Annotated in this window: 15 protein-coding genes and 1 tRNA gene; 6 read left to right on the forward strand and 10 right to left on the reverse strand. The window is 70.4% G+C overall.

All coding sequences use genetic code 11. The features are described from left to right. Positions 1-62: 62 nt before the first annotated feature. From glmU to WMF39_RS29030, 4 genes are all read left to right on the forward strand, one after another. The gene (gene glmU, locus WMF39_RS29015; RefSeq protein ID WP_437739730.1) at positions 63-1,484 is read left to right on the forward strand and encodes a bifunctional UDP-N-acetylglucosamine diphosphorylase/glucosamine-1-phosphate N-acetyltransferase GlmU; all 1,422 of its coding nucleotides are present in this window, start codon (positions 63-65) and stop codon (positions 1,482-1,484) included. A 299-nt stretch (positions 1,485-1,783) separates the two neighbouring features. Then, complete coding sequence (locus WMF39_RS29020) at positions 1,784-1,963, forward strand: FmdB family zinc ribbon protein (protein WP_437739731.1); 180 nt, start codon at positions 1,784-1,786, stop codon at positions 1,961-1,963. Between the two features lie 18 nt (positions 1,964-1,981). After that, positions 1,982-2,365 carry an encapsulin-associated ferritin-like protein gene (locus tag WMF39_RS29025; protein ID WP_437739732.1) on the forward strand — a complete coding sequence of 128 codons (384 nt, stop codon included), beginning with the start codon at positions 1,982-1,984 and terminating at the stop codon, positions 2,363-2,365. A 2-nt stretch (positions 2,366-2,367) separates the two neighbouring features. Beyond that, positions 2,368-3,171, forward strand: a complete 804-nt coding sequence (locus WMF39_RS29030; RefSeq protein ID WP_437739733.1) for a family 1 encapsulin nanocompartment shell protein — start codon at positions 2,368-2,370, stop codon at positions 3,169-3,171. Between the two features lie 15 nt (positions 3,172-3,186). On the opposite strand, the gene ribA is transcribed toward WMF39_RS29030, so the two are convergent. The 4 genes from ribA to WMF39_RS29050 form a co-directional block, all read right to left on the reverse strand. Continuing rightward, a complete protein-coding gene (ribA, locus tag WMF39_RS29035) occupies positions 3,187-3,864 on the reverse strand; it encodes a GTP cyclohydrolase II (protein ID WP_012237912.1) in 678 nt (225 codons plus the stop codon). A gap of 362 nt (positions 3,865-4,226) precedes the next feature. Next, positions 4,227-6,029, reverse strand: coding sequence for an acyl-CoA dehydrogenase (locus WMF39_RS29040; RefSeq protein ID WP_437739734.1), 1,803 nt, complete (start codon positions 6,027-6,029; stop codon positions 4,227-4,229). 137 nt (positions 6,030-6,166) lie between these two features. Further along, positions 6,167-6,424 (reverse strand): addiction module protein, encoded by a 258-nt coding sequence (locus WMF39_RS29045; protein ID WP_437739735.1) that lies wholly within the window; start codon positions 6,422-6,424, stop codon positions 6,167-6,169. A 53-nt stretch (positions 6,425-6,477) separates the two neighbouring features. Then, positions 6,478-6,588, reverse strand: a tRNA-OTHER gene (locus tag WMF39_RS29050). Positions 6,589-6,892: 304 nt separating this feature from the next. On the opposite strand from WMF39_RS29050, the gene WMF39_RS29055 reads away from it, so the two are divergent. Then, entirely contained in the window at positions 6,893-8,257 is a 1,365-nt protein-coding gene (locus WMF39_RS29055) for a Vgb family protein (RefSeq protein WP_437739736.1), read from the forward strand. Here WMF39_RS29055 and WMF39_RS29060 read toward each other — a convergent pair. Together WMF39_RS29060 and WMF39_RS29065 are read right to left on the reverse strand one after the other, a co-directional pair. Then, positions 8,234-11,422, reverse strand: a complete 3,189-nt coding sequence (locus WMF39_RS29060; RefSeq protein ID WP_437739737.1) for an efflux RND transporter permease subunit — start codon at positions 11,420-11,422, stop codon at positions 8,234-8,236. The genes WMF39_RS29055 and WMF39_RS29060 overlap by 24 nt on opposite strands. Further along, a complete protein-coding gene (locus WMF39_RS29065; RefSeq protein ID WP_437739738.1) occupies positions 11,419-12,678 on the reverse strand; it encodes an efflux RND transporter periplasmic adaptor subunit in 1,260 nt (419 codons plus the stop codon). Before WMF39_RS29065 ends, WMF39_RS29060 begins: the two co-directional genes overlap by 4 nt. A 353-nt stretch (positions 12,679-13,031) precedes the next feature. On the opposite strand from WMF39_RS29065, the gene WMF39_RS29070 reads away from it, so the two are divergent. Beyond that, positions 13,032-13,793: a methyltransferase domain-containing protein gene (locus tag WMF39_RS29070; RefSeq protein WP_437739739.1), complete on the forward strand. Its 762-nt coding sequence runs from the start codon at positions 13,032-13,034 to the stop codon at positions 13,791-13,793. On the opposite strand, the gene WMF39_RS29075 is transcribed toward WMF39_RS29070, so the two are convergent. From WMF39_RS29075 to WMF39_RS29090, 4 genes are all read right to left on the reverse strand, one after another. Continuing rightward, the gene (locus tag WMF39_RS29075; RefSeq protein WP_437739740.1) at positions 13,759-14,556 is read right to left on the reverse strand and encodes an AraC family transcriptional regulator; all 798 of its coding nucleotides are present in this window, start codon (positions 14,554-14,556) and stop codon (positions 13,759-13,761) included. The two genes, WMF39_RS29070 and WMF39_RS29075, sit on opposite strands and share 35 nt — an antisense overlap. Positions 14,557-14,804: 248 nt before the next feature. Then, complete coding sequence (locus tag WMF39_RS29080) at positions 14,805-15,599, reverse strand: hypothetical protein (protein WP_437739741.1); 795 nt, start codon at positions 15,597-15,599, stop codon at positions 14,805-14,807. A gap of 194 nt (positions 15,600-15,793) precedes the next feature. After that, positions 15,794-16,588 (reverse strand): hypothetical protein, encoded by a 795-nt coding sequence (locus WMF39_RS29085; protein WP_437739742.1) that lies wholly within the window; start codon positions 16,586-16,588, stop codon positions 15,794-15,796. 56 nt (positions 16,589-16,644) lie between these two features. Further along, positions 16,645-17,511 carry a hypothetical protein gene (locus WMF39_RS29090; protein ID WP_437739743.1) on the reverse strand — a complete coding sequence of 289 codons (867 nt, stop codon included), beginning with the start codon at positions 17,509-17,511 and terminating at the stop codon, positions 16,645-16,647. Positions 17,512-17,515 lie beyond the last annotated feature (4 nt).

Genomic DNA, 17,515 nt, shown 5'->3' on the forward strand with positions numbered 1-17,515 from the left:
CTCCAGCGTCACTGCGCTGCGACGAGGACGGCGGCGGGCTCGTGGGTATACGCTGCGGAGCGATGGCGACCCAACCCACCCCGCTCACCGCTGTCGTTCTCGCTGCTGGACAAGGGACTCGGATGAAGAGCGCCCGACCGAAGGTGCTCCACGAGCTCTGCGGCCGGCCGATGCTCCATTACGTCGTCGACGCGGCGCTGGCCGCCGGCGCCTCGGACGTCGTGGTCGTCGTCGGCCACGGCCGGGACGAGGTCTCGGCGGCCCTGGACAAGGCGTTCGGCGCCCAGGGGAAGAAGGTCCGCACCGCGCTCCAGGCCCAGCAGCGCGGCACGGGCGACGCGGTGCGCTGCGCCATGCCGCACATCGACGCGACCTCCGAGGCGGTCCTGATCCTGTGCGGCGACACGCCGCTGCTCGATCCGGAGCAGCTCACGCAGCTCCGCGGGGCGCTCGACCGCGCGGGCGACGCGCCGATCGCGATGCTCACCGCGGAGGTCTCCGATCCGACGGGGTACGGCAGGATCATTCGCGACGCGTCGGGCCGCGTGATCGGCATCCGCGAGCACAAGGACGCGACCCCCGAGGAGCGCGCGATCACCGAGGTGAACCCCGGCGTGTACCTCGCCCGCAGCGGGTTCCTCGGGCGCGCGCTGGCCGGGCTGACGACGGACAACGCGCAGGGTGAGCTCTACCTGACCGACATCGTCGCGCAGGCGGCGAAGGCCGGCGGCGCCGCGGCGGTCGTGGCCAGGGACGTCGGCTCGCTCGTGGGCATCAACGACCGCGCGCAGCTCGCCGCCGCCGAGGAGGTGCTCTACGGCCGCATCGCCGACCGGCTGCGCAAGAGCGGCGTCACGATCCGCACGAGCGCCCGCATCGACGCGGGCGTGGCCGTCGAGCCGGACGCCGTGATCGAGCACGCCGTGGTCCTGCGGGGCCGGACGCGCGTCGGCGCGGGGGCGCGGATCGACGTGGGCTCGGTGCTCACGGACGTGGTCGTCGAGGCAGGCGCCTCGGTGAAGCCGTACACGGTCGCCTCGCAGTCGTCGATCGGCGCCGGCGCGCAGATCGGGCCGTTCTCGCACCTCCGCCCGGAGAGCCAGATCGAGGCCGACGCGCACATCGGCAACTTCGTCGAGACCAAGAAGACCGTGGTCCGGAAGGGCGCGAAGGCGAACCACCTCGCCTACCTCGGCGACGGCGACATCGGCGAGGGCGCGAACGTCGGCGCCGGGACGATCTTCTGCAACTACGACGGCTTCCGGAAGCACCGGACCGAGATCGGCGCCGGCGCCTTCATCGGCAGCGACTCGCAGATCGTCGCCCCGGTGAAGATCGGCGCCGGCGCCTACGTGGCGACGGGCACGACCGTGACCCGCGACGTGCCGGACGAGGCGCTGGCGATCGGCCGGGTGAAGCAGGAGAACAAGGAGGGCTACGCGACGCGGCTCAAGGCGCGGCTGAAGGACGCGGCGAAGAAGTAGCGGGCGCCGTGCTGTTCACGCACGGTGAGGGGCGGTAGCGAGGCGACCGGCCGGCCGGTCGAGATCACACCTTCCAGCGCCCGGAGGGACGTGGCGGGCGCATCGGCGATCCGGCCCGAGCTTCCGGCCGCGGCTGTAGCTCGGCCTCCGGCAACGACAGCGCAGGTCATTTTCGCGTGACGCCGACGGCCCCCGCGGTCGTCCGGCTGCAACCTGGGTCGGCTCGAATCCTGGGAGGGCACGGATCTCGCCTGTGCCCGCGTATGTGATTCAATTCACATTTGCAGGACAGGAGCCCCATGCCGACGTACGAGTTCAAGTGCAACGACTGCGGCGCCGAGTTCGAGGTGGTCGCGTCGCTCTCCGAGTTCGAGCGCCAGAAGCGGGAGCGCACGGTCCAGTGCACGGCCTGCGGCCGCTCGAACGTCGAGCCGGAGATCGTGGCGTTCCAGGTGCAAACGGCGCGAAAGAGCGCCTAGGCAGAAGGACAAAGCGGCGTGTCGAGCGAGAACTACCACGAGCTGCCGGAGCTCCTGTCGGAGGCGACCAAGGAACGGCACCGCGCGATCGTCTCGTTGATCGAGGAGCTCGAGGCGATCGACTGGTACCAGCAGCGCGCCGAGGCGTGCTCGGACGCGGAGCTCCGTGCCGTGCTGCTCCACCACCTCGAGGAGGAGGTGGAGCACGCGATGATGAACCTCGAGTGGCTCCGGCGGAATGATCACGTCTTCCAGGAGAAGATCGACATCTACCTCAACAGCCAGGGGCCGATCACCGAGGTGGAAGCGGCCGAGGAGGCGGCGAAGCTCGGCGCCACGGCGAAGACCGGCGCCATGGCGCCGAGCGGCGCGCTCGGTATCGGGAGCCTGAAGGGGGCATGATCATGGATCTTCTCAAGCGCGAGCTCGCTCCCATCCTCCCCGCCGCGTGGGACCTCATCGATCACGAGGCGACGCGCGTGCTCAAGCTGCACCTCGCCGGCCGCAAGGTCGTCGACTTCCGCGGTCCGTTCGGCTGGGAGGTCGCCGCCGTCAACACGGGCCGCCTGCGCGCGATCGAGCGGACGGAGGCGTCCTCGGTGAGCGCGGGCGTCCGCCTCGTGCGGCCGCTCGTCGAGTTCCGCGCGCCCATCCGCCTCGAGCTCGCCGAGCTGGACGCCGTCGGACGCGGCGCGCAGGAGCCCAACATCGAGGACGTCGTGCGCGCCGCCGAGCACGCCGCGCGCTTCGAGGACGGCGCCATCTTCAACGGGCTCGCGGCCGCCGGGATCGAAGGGATCCTGGAGGTCGCGCCGCACAAGCCCGTGGTGATCCCCGCGCCGGAGGCGTGGCCGCGCGCCGTGGTGGAGGCGAGAGAGGTGCTCCGCGCCGCGGGCGTCGACGGTCCTTATGCGCTCGCGCTGGGCCCGAAGGCGTACGACGAGCTGGCCGCGGCCGCGGAGGACGGGTACCCGCTCCTCAAGCACATCGAGCGCCAGCTCATCGACGGGCCGATCGTGTGGGCGCCCGCGCTCGAAGGCGGCGTGCTCCTGAGCACGCGAGGCGGCGACTTCGAGCTGACCGTGGGGGAAGACCTGTCGATCGGCTACGACGGGCACGACAGACAGGTCGTCGAGCTCTTCCTCACCGAGAGCTTCACGTTCCGCGTGCTGGAGCGCGCGGCGGCCGTGGCGCTGCGGCGGGGCTGAAATCAGGCCCCGCGGCTACTCGGCGTCGCCGACCGCGGCGCCCTCGCCGTCCCGCAGCGACGGGATGACGTGGCCCATCCGGAGGCGCTTCGCCTCGAGGTAGGGCGCGGAGAACGGGTTGGCCGGGACGATGGCCGCCGAGCGCGAGGCGATCCGGACGCCGAGCGCGCGGAGCGCGTCGACCTTGTCGGGGTTGTTCGTGAGGAGCCGGATCGACTCGATGCCGAGGTGCTCGATCATCGCGGCCGCGGGCTCGTAGCCGCGGGCGTCGTCCGGCAGGCCGAGGATGCGGTTCGCGTCGACCGTGTCGTGGCCGAACGCCTGGAGCTGGTACGCCCGGATCTTGTTGGCGAGCCCGATGCCGCGCCCCTCCTGCCGGAGGTAGAGCACCACGCCGAGCCCGCGGCGCCCGATCTCGGCCTGGGCCGCCTCGAGCTGCTCGCGGCAGTCGCACTTGAGAGAGCCGAACACCTCGCTCGTGAGGCACTCGGAGTGGACGCGGAGGGTCACGTCCGACCGGCCGCGCACGTCGCCCATGACGAGCGCGACGTGATCGGGAGACAGCCCCTGGTCGGGGCTCGTCGTCCCACCGAAGTGGAACACCAACATCTGAAAGACGCCGTGCTTCGTGGGCACGGGCGCCTGGGCGCGAATATCGAGCTGAGGCCGGATCGCCGTCGTCGGGACGTGCATCTCGCTCTCCTGGTGGAGGAATCCTGGGTCGCCTGTCAAGCAAGGAGCGCGCCTGGTACGCCCGCTGCCCTGCCCTTGTCCGGCCACCCCTGAAGGTGGCGTCAATCAGGTAGCGTAAGCACCCGGCGGGAACAAGGTAAGCTCTCCAAGATGTTGCTCCGAGGACATACCTGGAGCAGCCGATCAGCTGTGTGGAGCAGCCCGCTCCGCTTCGTCCCCGCGCGATCGCTGGCACCGCCGGCCGTGAGCGAACTCACCAACGAGACGCCGGCGGACCGTCGGAGCGGCGAGGAAGCCGGGGGAGCGCCGCCGCTTCGGAACCCCCCGAGGGGGCCGAGGAAGCCGGGGGCCGCGCGCCCGCCTCAGAACCACCCGGGTTGCATCCTGGCGTACGAGTCCTCGCCGGAGCGGCAGAGCGCGGCGAGCGCCTCGACCCGGGGCAGCTCCGTCGAGAGCCAGTACTGCGCCGCGCAGAGCTTGCCTTCGTAGAAGCCGGCCGGAGTGGCGCCCCTGGCCAGCCCTTCGCGGGCGGCCGCGGCCATCGCGAGCCATTGCCAGGCCACCACGACCACGGAGACGAGCTCCATGTAATCGGCGCTGTGCCGCAGCATCCGCTCGGTGTCGCCGCGCATCCCCGCCTCGGCGAGCTGCACCGTCACCTCACCGAGCAGCGCGAGCGCCGCGCCGAGGCGCTCGCCCCACGCGGGCTCGACGCCGGCCCGCTGCGCCCGGACGATCGTCTGCCGGATCTCGCCGCCGAGCGCGATGAGCGCGGCGCCGTTCCCGGCCACGACCTTGCGGCCGAGGAGGTCCAGGCCCTGGATCCCCGTCGTGCCCTCGTGGATCGAGTTGAGCTTCTGATCCCGGAGCCAGGCCTCCGGAAGGTACTCGCTCGAGTAGCCGTAGCCGCCGTGGACCTGGAGCGCGAGGGCGTTCGACTCGAAGCCCTTCTCGGCGGGGAAGGTCTTGGCGATGGGGGTGAGCAGGTCGAGGAGCCGCTGGGCGCGCTCCCGCTCCGCCGCGTCCGCGGCGTGCGCCGCGAGATCGGCGTACAGCGCGGTCGTGGAGACGAGCGCGAGGCCACCCTCGACGATGGCCTTCTGCCGGAGCAGCATCCGGCGCACGTCGGCGTGCTCGATGATGGGCACCTGCGGCGCCCCCGGGTCCCTCGCGCCGAGCGGCCGGCCCTGCGGCCGGACGAGCGCGTAGCCGAGCGCCTCGTGGTAGGCCGCGGAGGCGGTCGCCACGGCGTTCGCGCCGACCAGGATGCGGGCCTCGTTCATCATCTGGAACATGCAGGCCACGCCCTGGTGGGGGCTGCCCACGAGGTAGCCGTGGCAGTCCCCCTTCTCGCCGAAGCTGAGCGACAGGCTGGGGAGCCCGCGCCAGCCGAGCTTGTGGATCATGCCGGCGACCTCGACGTCGTTCGGGACGAGCTGCCCGCCCTCGGGCCGCCGCTTGGGGACGGCGAACAGGCTCACGCCCTTGATGCCCCGAGGCGCGCCCTCGATGCGCGCGAGCGTGAGGTGGACGATGTTCTCGGTGAGGTCGTGGTCGCCGCCCGAGATGAAGATCTTCGATCCGCGGACGAGGTAGTGGCCCGCGTCGGTCTTCACCGCGCTCGCCTGCACGTCGGCGAGGCTCGATCCGGCCTGGGGCTCGGTGAGCGCCATCGTCCCGGTCCACTCGCCGGCGTACATCCGGGTCATGAAGGCGGACCGCAGGGCGTCGTCGCCGAACGTCTCGATGAGGTGCGCCGCGCCGGCCGTCAGGCTCAGGTACCCGCACGCGCTCAGGTTCGCCGCCTGCAGGTAGGCGCCCGCGAGCGTGGCGACGACGAGCGGAAGCTGCTGGCCCCCCACCGCGGCCGGCCGCGCCGCGGTGAGCACCCCTAGCTCGACCATCGGCCGGAAGACCCGCTTGACGGCAGGGTGCACCGTGATCGCGCCCGCCTGGAAGCGCGGCGGCGCCTCGTCGACCTGCCTGTAGGTCGGGAACAGCACCTCCCGCGCGAACCGCCGGCAGCTCTGGAGGTAGAGGTCGAACGTGTCGCGCGCGTGATCGGCGAAATAGGGGAGCTCGCAGAGGCGCGGCGCGTCGAGCACCTCGTAGAGGAGGAACTCGACGTCGCGGTCGTTGAGGAGGGGGTTCTGGGGAGCGGTCATGGGGGCATTTGCCGGGCTTGGCGCACGCTAGACGCGCATGAAGCGGGATGTCGAGCGCCTTGTCTCGGTCATGGGTCCGGCGAGCGCGGGCGGAAACGAACCGACAGGATCCGGCCCGATCCGGCGCCAGCGCCGAGTTAGCCCGCTCCGCCTTGGTCTCGAGTGCGTTTCTTCCAAACAGACGGGCTGCGCCGCTGATAGAGTACGGCAAGGATCACCGCCGCCCGCTGGTCGGCTTCACCACGAAGTAGAAGTCGGCCAACGTCTGGCGCTGCTTCGTACTCGGCGAGCCGGCGATCGAGCACGGCGCTGTGCCACTCGGGTACCGGCACCTCTTCCTCCCTCGCCGCGATCCGCTCCCAGAGCGCTTGGACGTATTCGATCTCCTCGTTCACGGTAAGCTCGTCGAAGCCACCGGTCGGACGCGTGCTGCTTCAATGGATCGTCTTGGTGCAAGGGGAAGGATTCGAACCTTCTAGCGTCACTCTTGGGAAGCACAAGTCTCCACGGCGACCGTATCTCTCGTTTGGGTTGAAGCATTTACCACCAAGGCCCTTGCAGAAACGCGACTTCGCACCAAACACATGTCGACCGAGGCAAAAGCCGAGGGATCACTCCATTTTCGTGCGAATTTCTGGCAGCGCGTGCATTTCAGGGAGGTTTGCCCTCTCTCATCGCTCCCTGAAGCTGTCTCTCGGCGGCCAAGCGTCTTCCCGCCTCCTTCGACCGCCGTTGAGCGCGCATCACGGCCGACCGCACAGCGGTTCCCGCGGCGGTGGATTCACGCTTTTTTTTCGAAATCGAGCGTTCGAGGGCCACACGCTCTTTGCGGTGTTTGCCCGGGGTTCCTAGACTCGTGACCCATGAGACGACTTTCCTGGGTTCTGCTCGCGGCGCTGGTTTCCGTGGGCTGTGGGGACAACGACGACGACCCGTCGGAGGCGGGTTCGGGCGGTGACGGCGGCGGCGGTGCAGGTGGAGGCGCGGCTTGCGAAGCCGGAGGCGAGGGCACGCTCGACGTCGAGATCGTGAGCCCGAACGACACCGGCGACGTCGCCGTGACCTCGCCGGGAGTGCCGGACGAGCGCGTGGTCTCGAGCGCGTCCCTCGACACGCCGGCGGGTGAGTACACGCTGCGCGCAGGCAGCGTGGCCGAGTACCCGGACGACGAACGCGTCGGCTTCGTCTATCGGCCCGATGACCCGGAGCAGAGCGCCTGCGTCGCCGACGGCGCGACCACCGAGGTCACCTTCAACTACGAGCCCACGCCCGGGAGCCACCAGCTCTGGTTCACCGCGCAGAACGGCGACCAGCTGGTCGGCGCGCTCGACGGCGAGGCGCTGCTCGAGTCGGGCGAGGTCACGCCGAGCGTCGCGTTCCAGGGGAGCGCCGAGATCATCAACCAGGGCGCGATCGCCTTCGACGGGGCCGGCAACCTGTGGGTGTCGGCCAACGCGGGCCAGATCACCGTGCGGCTCGTCGACACGCTGGGCGAGAGCAGCGAGGCAGCCCCTGACCGCGTGCTCGACGTGGCCGAGGCGTGCGCGGGCGTCACCCCCTGCGCCGCGGGCGGCCTGGCGTTCGACGCCGCCGGCAACCTCTGGGTGGGGATCCGCGACCATTTGCTGAGGATCGACGCGGCCGATCTCGAAGGCTCCGGCGTGGTGGAGCCCTCCGTGACCATCACCGGAGACGAGATCGAGAACGTTCAAGCGCTCGCGTTCGACGGATCGGGCAACCTGTGGGTGGCGAGCGCCGAGCAGGACGCGGTGCTGATGTACGCGGCCGGGCGGCTCGCCGCGGACGACGGGGATCCCGCCGACGTGGTGCTGAAGGCGCTCACCCCCGAGCCGGTGATCGGGCCGCTGGGCCACCCGACGGGGCTCGCGTTCGACGAGCAGGGCGCGCTCTGGGTGGGTTACTGGGGCTCGAACACCATCGCCAGGTTCGAGCCCGGCGATCTCGAAGCATCAGCGGAGCTCACCCCCGAGGTTCAACTGGAAGTGGGGGTGCTGGCGCTTCCGGAGAGCATCGCCTTCGATCAGCAGGGGAACCTGTGGCTGCCCTCCAAGGTCGGTTCGGCGGCGGCGATCGCCAAGGCCGAGCTCGTCGCGGGCGGAGACGTGGAAGCGGGAGCCACCGTCCTGACGAGCGAGGCGTTCGGATCACTCATCGACCTCGCCTTCAACCCGCCCCCCGACTGGTCACCGATCCAGGGCCCCAAGTGAACCCGTGGCAGCCGGGGAGCCCGGCCGCCGGAGCCGGGCAAGGCGCGCCCGCAGGTCGTCCGCGACCACATAGAACGCCGGCACGACGAGGAGGCTGAGCGCCGTCGAGACGACGAGGCCGCCGATCACCGCCGCGGCCATCGGGGCTCGGATCTCGGCGCCGGGGCCGAGCGCCAGCGCGGACGGGACCGCCGCCATCAGCGTCGCGATCGAGGTCATCAGGATGGGGCGCAGCCGCACCGGGCCGGCGCGGAGCATCGCCTCGCGGGCGTCCATCACCTCCCCTTCCCCCTCGCCGTGCCCGCCTTCGCGGCGCACTTCGATCGCGTGATCCACGAGGATGATCGAGTTCTTCTTCACGATCCCCATGAGCAGGAGGATCCCGATCATGCTGAAGATGTTGAGCGTGTGCCCGGTCAGGAGCAGCGCGAAGGCGGCGCCCGCGATCGACAGCGGCAGGATCGTCAGCACCGTGACCGGGTGCAGGAACGAGTTGAACTGCGACGCGAGCACCATGTAGGCGACGAGGATCCCGAGCACCAGCGCGAAGAGGAGGCCGCCCATCGACTCGCGGAACGTCACGCTCGCGCCGCCCAGCACCAGGCGGTAGCCGGCCGGCAGGTCCCGGCCGAGCTCCTCGACGCGGGCCACCGCCTCGCCCTGCGAGCGCCCCGGCGCGACGTTGCCGAAGACCGAGATCGCGCGCTCGCGGTCGCGGCGCGTGATCGCCTGGAGCGCGGGGCGCTCGTCGTAGGTGACGACCGACGTCAGCGGGACCAGCGCGCCCGACGCGCTCCTCACCTGGATGCGCGCGAGATCCTCGGGCCGGCTCCGCTGCTCCGCGAGCAGGCGCGCGCGGACGTCGATGCGGCGCCCGCTGTCGTTGTACTTGGCGACGCGCCCGCCGCCGATCAGCGTGTTCAGCGTCGTCGCGATGGCCTCGACGCTCACGCCGAGATCCGCGGCGCGCGCCCGGTCGGGCACGATGCGGAGCTCGGGCATGCCGAGCTGGTAGTCGGAGTCGAGATCCACGACGACGCCGCTCTGCGCGAGCTCGGCCCGGATGCGCTCGCTGTGCTTCGTGAGCTCGTCCCAGTCGGGGCCGCGGATCGAGAACTCGACAGGGAACCCGCGCTGGGCCGTGAAGCCCGACTGCGACAGGTCCTGGACCACGGCGCGCAGGCCGGGGTAGCCGTTCAGCTCCTTGCGGAGCGCGCCCTGGAGATCGGCCTGCGAGAGCGCCCGCTCCTCCGCCGGCTTCATCGTGACGAACAGGATGCCCGTGTTCACGCCGCCCCCTCCGCCGAAGCCGCCGACGACGGCGAAGACCCGCTCCACCGCCGGGTTCGCGCCCACGGCCGCCTCGGCGCGACGGAAGAGCCGGTCGGTCTCCTCGATGTCCGAGCCGACCGCCGTCTGGAGGCGGACAAGGAGCCGCCCCTGGTCCTGCGACGGGACGAACTCCGTCGGGAGGCGCTGCATGGCGACGATCGCGCCGGCGAAGAGGATCGCGCCGAGCAGGACGACCGCGACCGGGAACCGGAGCGCCCGGGCGAGCAGCCAGCCATAGCCGCGGGAGAGCGCCTCGAAGCCGCGATCGACGAGCCGCCCGAGGCGGCCCCGGCCCTCGCGGGAGACGTCGAGGATCTGCGCGCAGCGGGCGGGCGCGAGGGTGATCGCCTCCAGGTACGAGAGCAGCACGGCGATGCAGAGGGTCACGCCGAACTGGAGGAAGAACCGGCCGACCACCCCCTCCATGAAGATGATCGGGAGGAAGATCGCGACGACGGCGAGCGTCGCGGCGAGCGCCGCGAAGGTGATCTCGGCCGTGCCCTCGCGGGCGGCGCGGACGCGGTCCTTCCCCCCTTCGGCGTGCCGGTGGATGTTCTCGAGCACCATGATCGCGTCGTCGACGACGATGCCGACGGCGAGCGAGAGCCCGAGCAGCGTGAAGGTGTTCAGCGTGAAGCCGAGGAAGTAGATCGCGGCGACCGTGCCGAGCAGCGACATCGGGATGGCCAGGACGACGTTGAGCGTGCTCGAGAGCGAGCCGAGGAACATCCAGCAGACGAGGGCCGTGAGCGCGATGGCCATGCCGAGCTCGAGCTCGATCTCGTGGACCGACTCCTCGATGAACTTCGTCGAGTCGAAGTTCACGCCGACCTCCATCCCCTCGGGCAGGGACTTCTGGACCTCGGCAAGCGCGGCCCGGACCCCCCGGGCGACCTCGACCGCGTTCGAGCCGCGCTGCTTCCTCACGCCGAGGCCCTGGGCCGGCTCCCCGTTCACCCGGGCGAGCCGGCGGACGTCCTCGAAGCCGTCCTCGACGAGCGCGACGTCCTCCAGGTACACCGTGGCGCGCGCCGACGACGGCGGCCCCGCCGCCTGGGCGGCTGCGCCCGGCTGGGCGGCCGAGCCGGGATCGCCCTGGCGGAGGACGATCCGCTTGAAGGTCGCGAGATCGAGCGCCTCCCCCATCACCCGCACGTTGAGCTCCCGCCCTTCGGTCTCGATGCGGCCGGCGGGGAGCTCGATGTGCTGGCGGCGCAGGGCCTCGGTGACGTCGGCGACGGTGAGCCCCTTCGCCGCGAGTCGATCGGCGTCGATCCAGATGCGGACGTTGCGCTCGAGGTAGCCCCCGAGCGTGAGCTCTCCGACGCCGGGCACCGTCTGGAGCTTCTCCTTCAGCCGGTAACGCGCGATGTCGGCGACGAGCTGGGGAGAGAAGGGGCCGGAGAGCCCGACCCACATGATCGGCTGGTCCTCCGGGTTCGTCTTGGAGACGACAGGCGGGTCGAGGTCGAGCGGCAGCCGCCGCTGCGCCTGGGAGATCTTCGTCTGAACGTCCTGGAGCGCGACGTCGACGTCGCGCGACAGGTCGAGCTCGATGGTGACCGAGGCGCTCCCCTGGCGCGACGTCGACGTGATCGATCGGATCCCCTCGACCTGGACGGCCGCCTCCTCGAGCGGCTCGACCACGTCGTGCTCCATGATCTCGGGGGCGGCGCCCTCCAGCGTGGCGGAGATGGTGATGGTGGGGAAGTCGACGTCGGGGAACTGGCTGATGCCGATGCGCGACACGGCGACGAGGCCGAAGACGATGGTCGCGGCCATCAGCATCCAGGCGAAGACCGGCTTCCTGAGGCAGGCTTCGGTGAGGCTCACGGCACGCTCCGTGACGAGCTGGCGGGAGCGGTCAGCGGCGATGCGCCGGACGAGGCGGGCGGCGACGCGCCGGCCGCAGACGCGCTGGCGTCTGCGCCTCCCTCGGGGTGGCGCCCCGCGGCCTGGCCTCCCGGCACGCTGCCGGGCGCCGCGATGCGGACCTGCGCCCCCTCGCGCAACGCCTCCGCGCCGCGCGCCACGAGGAGCTCTCCCACGGAGAGGCCCGACTTGACCTCGACGCGCCCGTCGGGCGTGCGCAGGCCCAGCGAGAGCACGCGCTCGCGCGCGGTGGTGCCATCGACCACGTACGCGAGGAACCCCCGCTCGCTCGGTCGCACGGACGTGAGTGGGATCACGGGAGCGTCGCCGCTCGCGCCCACGGGCACGGTCACCTCGGCGAAGGTCCCCGGGCGGAGCAGCTCCTTGCCCTCGCCCTGCACCTCGCCGGTCACGGCGACCATGCGCGTCGCCGGATCCGCCGCGTCGGCGACGTGCGTCAGCCTGGCGCTGTAGGTCCGCGCGTCGCCCTTCACGGTGAAACGGGCCTCCATGTCGGGCCTGACCCGCGGGGCGTCGGCGGCGGGGATCTGGAAGCGGAGCAGGAGCGGATCGCGGCGCAGGAGCGTCGCGAGCACGGTGCCGACGGGCACGTGCTGGCCGGTCTGCACGGTGCGCGTCTGGATCTTCCCCTGGATGGGGGCGCGCACGTAGGCGTCGCGCAGGTTCAGGAGCGCCTGATCGACGGCGACCTTCGCCTCGGCGACCTGCGCGGCGGTCGTCGCCGCCCTCGAGCGCCAGGACGCGACGTCTTCCTTGCTGAAGACGCCGTCGGCGCCCTCGGCCTCGCGCCGCTCGAGCCCCGCGGCGGCCTCGGCCTGGGTGGCGGTCATCCGATCGAGCGTCGCGCGCGCCGCGCGGACGGCGAGGTTGTACCGGGCCGGGTCGATCTCGACGAGCACCTGCCCTGCCTTGACCTCGGCGCCCTCCATGAACCGCACTGCCTCGACGACGCCGGCGACGCGCGCGGTGAGCTGCACCTGCTCGAACGCCTCGACCGCTCCGACGGCCGGCACGGCGTACTCGACCCGCTCCGCCGCGACGGGCACGACCTCGACCGGGAAGCTGAGCCCCTGCTTCGCGGGCTTGCGCCCCTGCTCGGGCGAGGCCTCCCCGCCTTTCTTGCACGCCGGAGATCCGAGGAAGACAAGCCCCGTCACCAGGGCGAGCGCGGCCACGCGAATCGGTTGGAGCACCATCTAGGTGGAGGAGTAGCGCAACTTGAGCCGCTGTGCGCGGGGCCGAGCGGGGTGACCGGGCAGCGTCACGCCGGCCACAGGCCGCGCAGCGGGGCCCGCGCACGGCGGAGCGCCGGGGAGCACGGTACGCGCGGCCCGATCTGGCCGGCGGCGCGCACCGCGGCGGTCGCGACGGGCGCCCGGGACTTCCGCCGCCCACCGATCACAAACCCCGCCGATCCAGCACAAAGACACGCACTGCCGCGCAGGACAGACAGTCCGTACAGTCCTGCAAACAGCAGGGATGCTGACCCGCGAGCCCGGCGTGAAACCAGCAACGACGGGCGAGCTGACACGAACTGGCGGAGACGACGATGACAGACCTGGTCAACGACATGACCGAACGATTTCTGCGCGATGCCGGCATCGCTCCCGGCATGCGCGTCCTCGACGTGGGGTGCGGCCGAGGCGACGTGAGCTTCATGGTCGCCCGCATCGTCGGCGAAGGGGGTTGCGTGCTCGGGGTAGACCGCGATCCGGCGCCCATCGCGGTCGCTCGCCGGCGAGCCGCCGAGCTGGGACTCCGCCGAGTTGCCTTCGAAGAGCGGGACCTCGGCGCGCTCTCCCCCGCCGCCGAGCGCTTCGATGCCGCCGTCGGCCGGAGGGTGCTCATGTACCAGCCGGATCCTGTCGCTGCGGTCCGTGCCATGGCCGGTGCCGTGCGCGCCGGCGGCCTGATCCTGCTCCAGGAGAACGACCCGACGATGGGCCAGGGCAGCCTGATGCCCATGGATCTGCACCGCCAGGTGCACCAGTGGATCTGGCGGACCGTCGAGCGTGAGGGCGCGAGCCTCCACATGGGATTCCAGATGCCGAGCGTTTTTGAAGAAGCGGGCCTGACCGTGCAGCTCGTGAGGGCCGAGGCCATCGTGCAGACGCCGAAGATCCAGCATCAGCTCGCGCTCATCGTTCGCGCGATGCTCCCGCGGATCGTCCAGCGAGGCGTGGCGTCGGAGGCCGAGGTCGACGTGGACACCCTGGAAGAACGTCTCGCCGCCGAACGGACGAAGGCCAATACCACCTTCGTCGGCGACCTCGTCTTCAGCGTGTGCGGCCGGACACCGTCTCCTGGGTGAGCGTGCGGCCCTTGCTCTGCGCTTCGGCGCGCCACGCCGCCGGCGTCGCCCCGTGCTCTCTACGGAACATGCGGATGAAGTGCGTCGCGTCTGCGTAGCCGACGCGCTCGGCGACGAGCTCGACCCTCTCGTCGGAGTGGAGGAGGATGCGGCGAGCCTCCGCCATTCTCCCGGCCACGATCCACTCGACCGCGCTCCGGCCCGTCGCCCGGGAGAGCGCCGTCGTCACGTACGCCGGGCTCCGCCCCACGGATCGCGCGACGTCCTTGAGCGAGAGCGGTCGAAGGCAGTTTCGCTCGATGAAGCGAAGGGCATCGACGACGACTCCCGGCGATGGCGAGGCAGGGTGTTGCGAGCGCGCTGCCTGCTGAACCTCGTTGAGGATGAGCACAAGGAGGCTCCGCTGGACGACGTCGGGAGCGCCGCCATCGCGCGATTCCGTCGCGCGCATCAGCTCGCGGAGCAGCATGTCGATGTGCGCGTGACGATCCGCGGGCACCCGAACGACGGGGGATGCGCCGGCGCGCACGCGCTCGAACGGCTCGAGCAAGCTGCCCGCCTCCTCGGCGGCCAAGCAGGGGACACAGAAGCCAACGCCGATCCAGTCCGGGGCCGCCTTCTCGATCGAGCGGTGCGGTTGTCCGGCAGGCACGAGGAGGACGTCTCCAGCTTCAACGTTCCATCGGCCGCGCTGCTCGATCCGAGAAGAGCCGCTCGTGTAGAACGCCAGCGCGGCGAAGGCGTGGGTCACGGACGCCCGCATGGCCGGCTGCACCGGCGAGGGCTGCCGGAAGCAAAAGATCGCTCGGCCCCCGCCCACAAGGTCTTCTCGCTGGATCGCCGGCGCGGAGGGCATAAGCGCCATGATGACATCGGCGGAAGCAGGAAGCGAGCGCCGGCGCTCTCCGTCGAGCAGGCCTGAGCGGTGAGGAGCGCCTCCCTCCGCTGCGCCAGCGAAAGGCCAGCGAAGATCTGGCGGGCCCGACCTGCGCGCGCGCCTGCCCGACGGCGCTACGGCCTCAGCGTCATCCGCATCTTGTAAGTCTGCATGCCGAACATCACGCTCGCTGGGGCGCCAGGATCGATGGTCCCGTCCCGACCGCGGCTCAAGCGCACGAAGGCCTGACAGCCCTCGGCGGGAAGCCCCGTGGGGTACGAGCCTTCGGGAACGGTGAACGAGCCGGTGTCGTCCACCTCCCCCGACGAGTCGACCCAGGATACGTCATCCAGACAAGGGCCCGGCTCATCGAAGCTGACAGGTCCGATGGACCATCTCATCATGTCGTCCTTACCCAGCGGCTCCCACGCCAGCACGAGATCCTCGCCGGCGCCGAGGCTGAACACGCTCTCCGGCTCGGGAGACGTGAGCTCCGAGAGTTCGGGCATCACGATCTCCCAGCCGTCGAGGTCGTTGAATCGGGCGCGGATCGCGCGGCCCGGCTCGGCGTGCTTGAGATAGCCGCGGCACTTGGCGGCGATGAGGTTGTCCTCCGGCTTGCTGTCATGCCACCAGTAGCAGGCGAGCTCCGCCTCCTCCGCGCCGTTGCTCACGACGAACCTGTCGGGGAGGTACTCCCCGTCCCCGGGATCTCGCACACCGAACCCGCCGCTGGCGTCCACCTTCGTAACGTAGGCTTCCGCTTCGCCCAGGTACTCGACGCCATCGCGGACGATCGGCACGTTGTATCCGTAGACCCGGATGACGACCGCCTCGTTATCCGCCAGGGGCCGGTACTCGTCCGGCCCACACGCTGCCCCGGAAAGACCCAGGACGGCGACCAAAGCCAACCACACGATGTCTCTCATGAGATCCTCCACGATCCGACGTCTTTGCAAGAGACGGCTGCGCCGCACGGGGCAACCTGTGGGTAGTGCTCAAAATTGAACATGGAGGCGGCAAGGCGGAAAGAAAAGCTCAATGATCTTCCCGCCTTCATGTGAACTCTCTCCGGGCAAATTTGAGCACTACCCAACCTGTGCACGTTCCCGTTTGAACGAGGCTACGGATTCAGCGTGATCCGTACCTCGTAAGACTGGCGCGCGAAGATCGAGCCCCTCTGGACGCCAGGATCGATGGTCCCGCGCCGGCCGCGGTCGAACCGAAGGAAAGCCTGACACCCCTCGGGGGGCAGGCCCGTGGGATACGAGTCCCTGGGAACGACGAACGCCCCGGTGTCATCCATGGACCCGTCCGAACGGTACCACTCTACGTCATCCACACACGGCCCCGGGTCGTCGAAGCTGACGGGTCCGAGAGACCATCCCATCCGGTCGTCCGCGCCTAGCGGCTCCCACGAGAGCACCAGATCCTCGCCGGAGCTGAGGCTGAACTCGATGTCCTGCTCGGGAGACGTGAGCTTCGAGAGCTCGGGCATCACGACCTCCCAGCCGTCAAACTCGTTGAAGGTGGCACGGATCCCACGGCCGGGTTCGGCCTGGATGAACTGACCGCGACAGAAGGTGGCAATGAGGTCGTCCTCCGGATAGCTGTCCTCGTAGAGGACGCAGCGGAGCGTCGTCTCCTCGAGGCCGTTGCTCACGACGAACCTGTCGGGGAGATACTCCCCGTCGTCGTGTTTCCGGACACCGAAGGCATTGGGGTTGTCCGTCTTCCAGACGTAGCCCTCCACCTCGCCCCGGTACGTGACGCCATCGCGGACGAGGGGCGGCTCGAACCCGTAGACGTCGATGCGAACAGCGTCGTTCTCCGCGAGCGGCCGGTACTCGTCCGGCGCGCACGCCACTCCCGAAAGACCCAGCGCCGCGATCACGGCCGACCTCGCGATATTGCTCATGATATCCGCCTCGCTCCCGTGCTTTTTGAGGGAGACGGCGACGATGCGCCTTCCGCTCAGGGGAGCCCCTCCGGGCAGGGAGGGCAGTCACCACCACAATCTACACCTATTTCCAGGCCATTCTGGCGATCGTCATCGCACCTCGGCGGCTGGCACCTGCCCTGGAAGCACACCTTCGTCAGGCAATCCGGGCCGTCGATGCACTTGTCTCCAGCGGCGCAGGTACGGCAGTTGGATCCGCAGTCGATGTCGACCTCATGCTCGTTCTGGATACCATCGCTGCACGTGGCAAAGCTGCACCGGTCATCGAAGCCGCACACACCGGTATTGCAATCCTCGCCCGTGGTACACGGGTACGTCGGGCGACACGGATCGCAGAGGCCACCGCAGTCCACATAGGACTCGCCGGTGCCTACATCGAGCTCGCCATTGTCGCAGTCGAGCGGGATGCACTTGCTGCGCGGTGAGCAGTACATGGTCGTGTCCCCGCAGTCCGCGTCCGACAGGCACTCGACCAGGTTTTGCTGGCCGTCGCACAGCCCCGAGCCGTCAGGGGCCGGACCTCGCCGGGTCCATTCGTTCAGCTGATGCGCGCCGTCGCAGAAGTCATCCGTGCAAGGGTTGCCGTCGTCCGGCACGTCGTCCGGCGCGGGCAAGACGACCTTCTGCCCGTCCCTGTCGCACGCGATCGTCATGCAGTCGCCGGGGTACTGGCCCCGGTACTCCCCCACCTCTCGCTGGCACTTGCCATCGACGCACGTCACCGTGCCACAGGCGGGGTCCGGCGGGTCGTCGCAATCGTACTCGGTCACGCACTCGGGGCGCTCCGGCGCAGGCGCCGGGGCCCCCTCCGAGCACGCGATCCACAGCGAGGCCACGGAGAGCATCGCGCCGGCGGCCCAAAGGTGCCTGCTCGTGGTCATGTTG

Origin of the sequence: Sorangium sp. So ce1504, assembly GCF_051521635.1 — a bacterium.
GTDB classification, from domain to species: Bacteria; Myxococcota_A; Polyangia; order Polyangiales; family Polyangiaceae; genus Sorangium; species Sorangium cellulosum_B.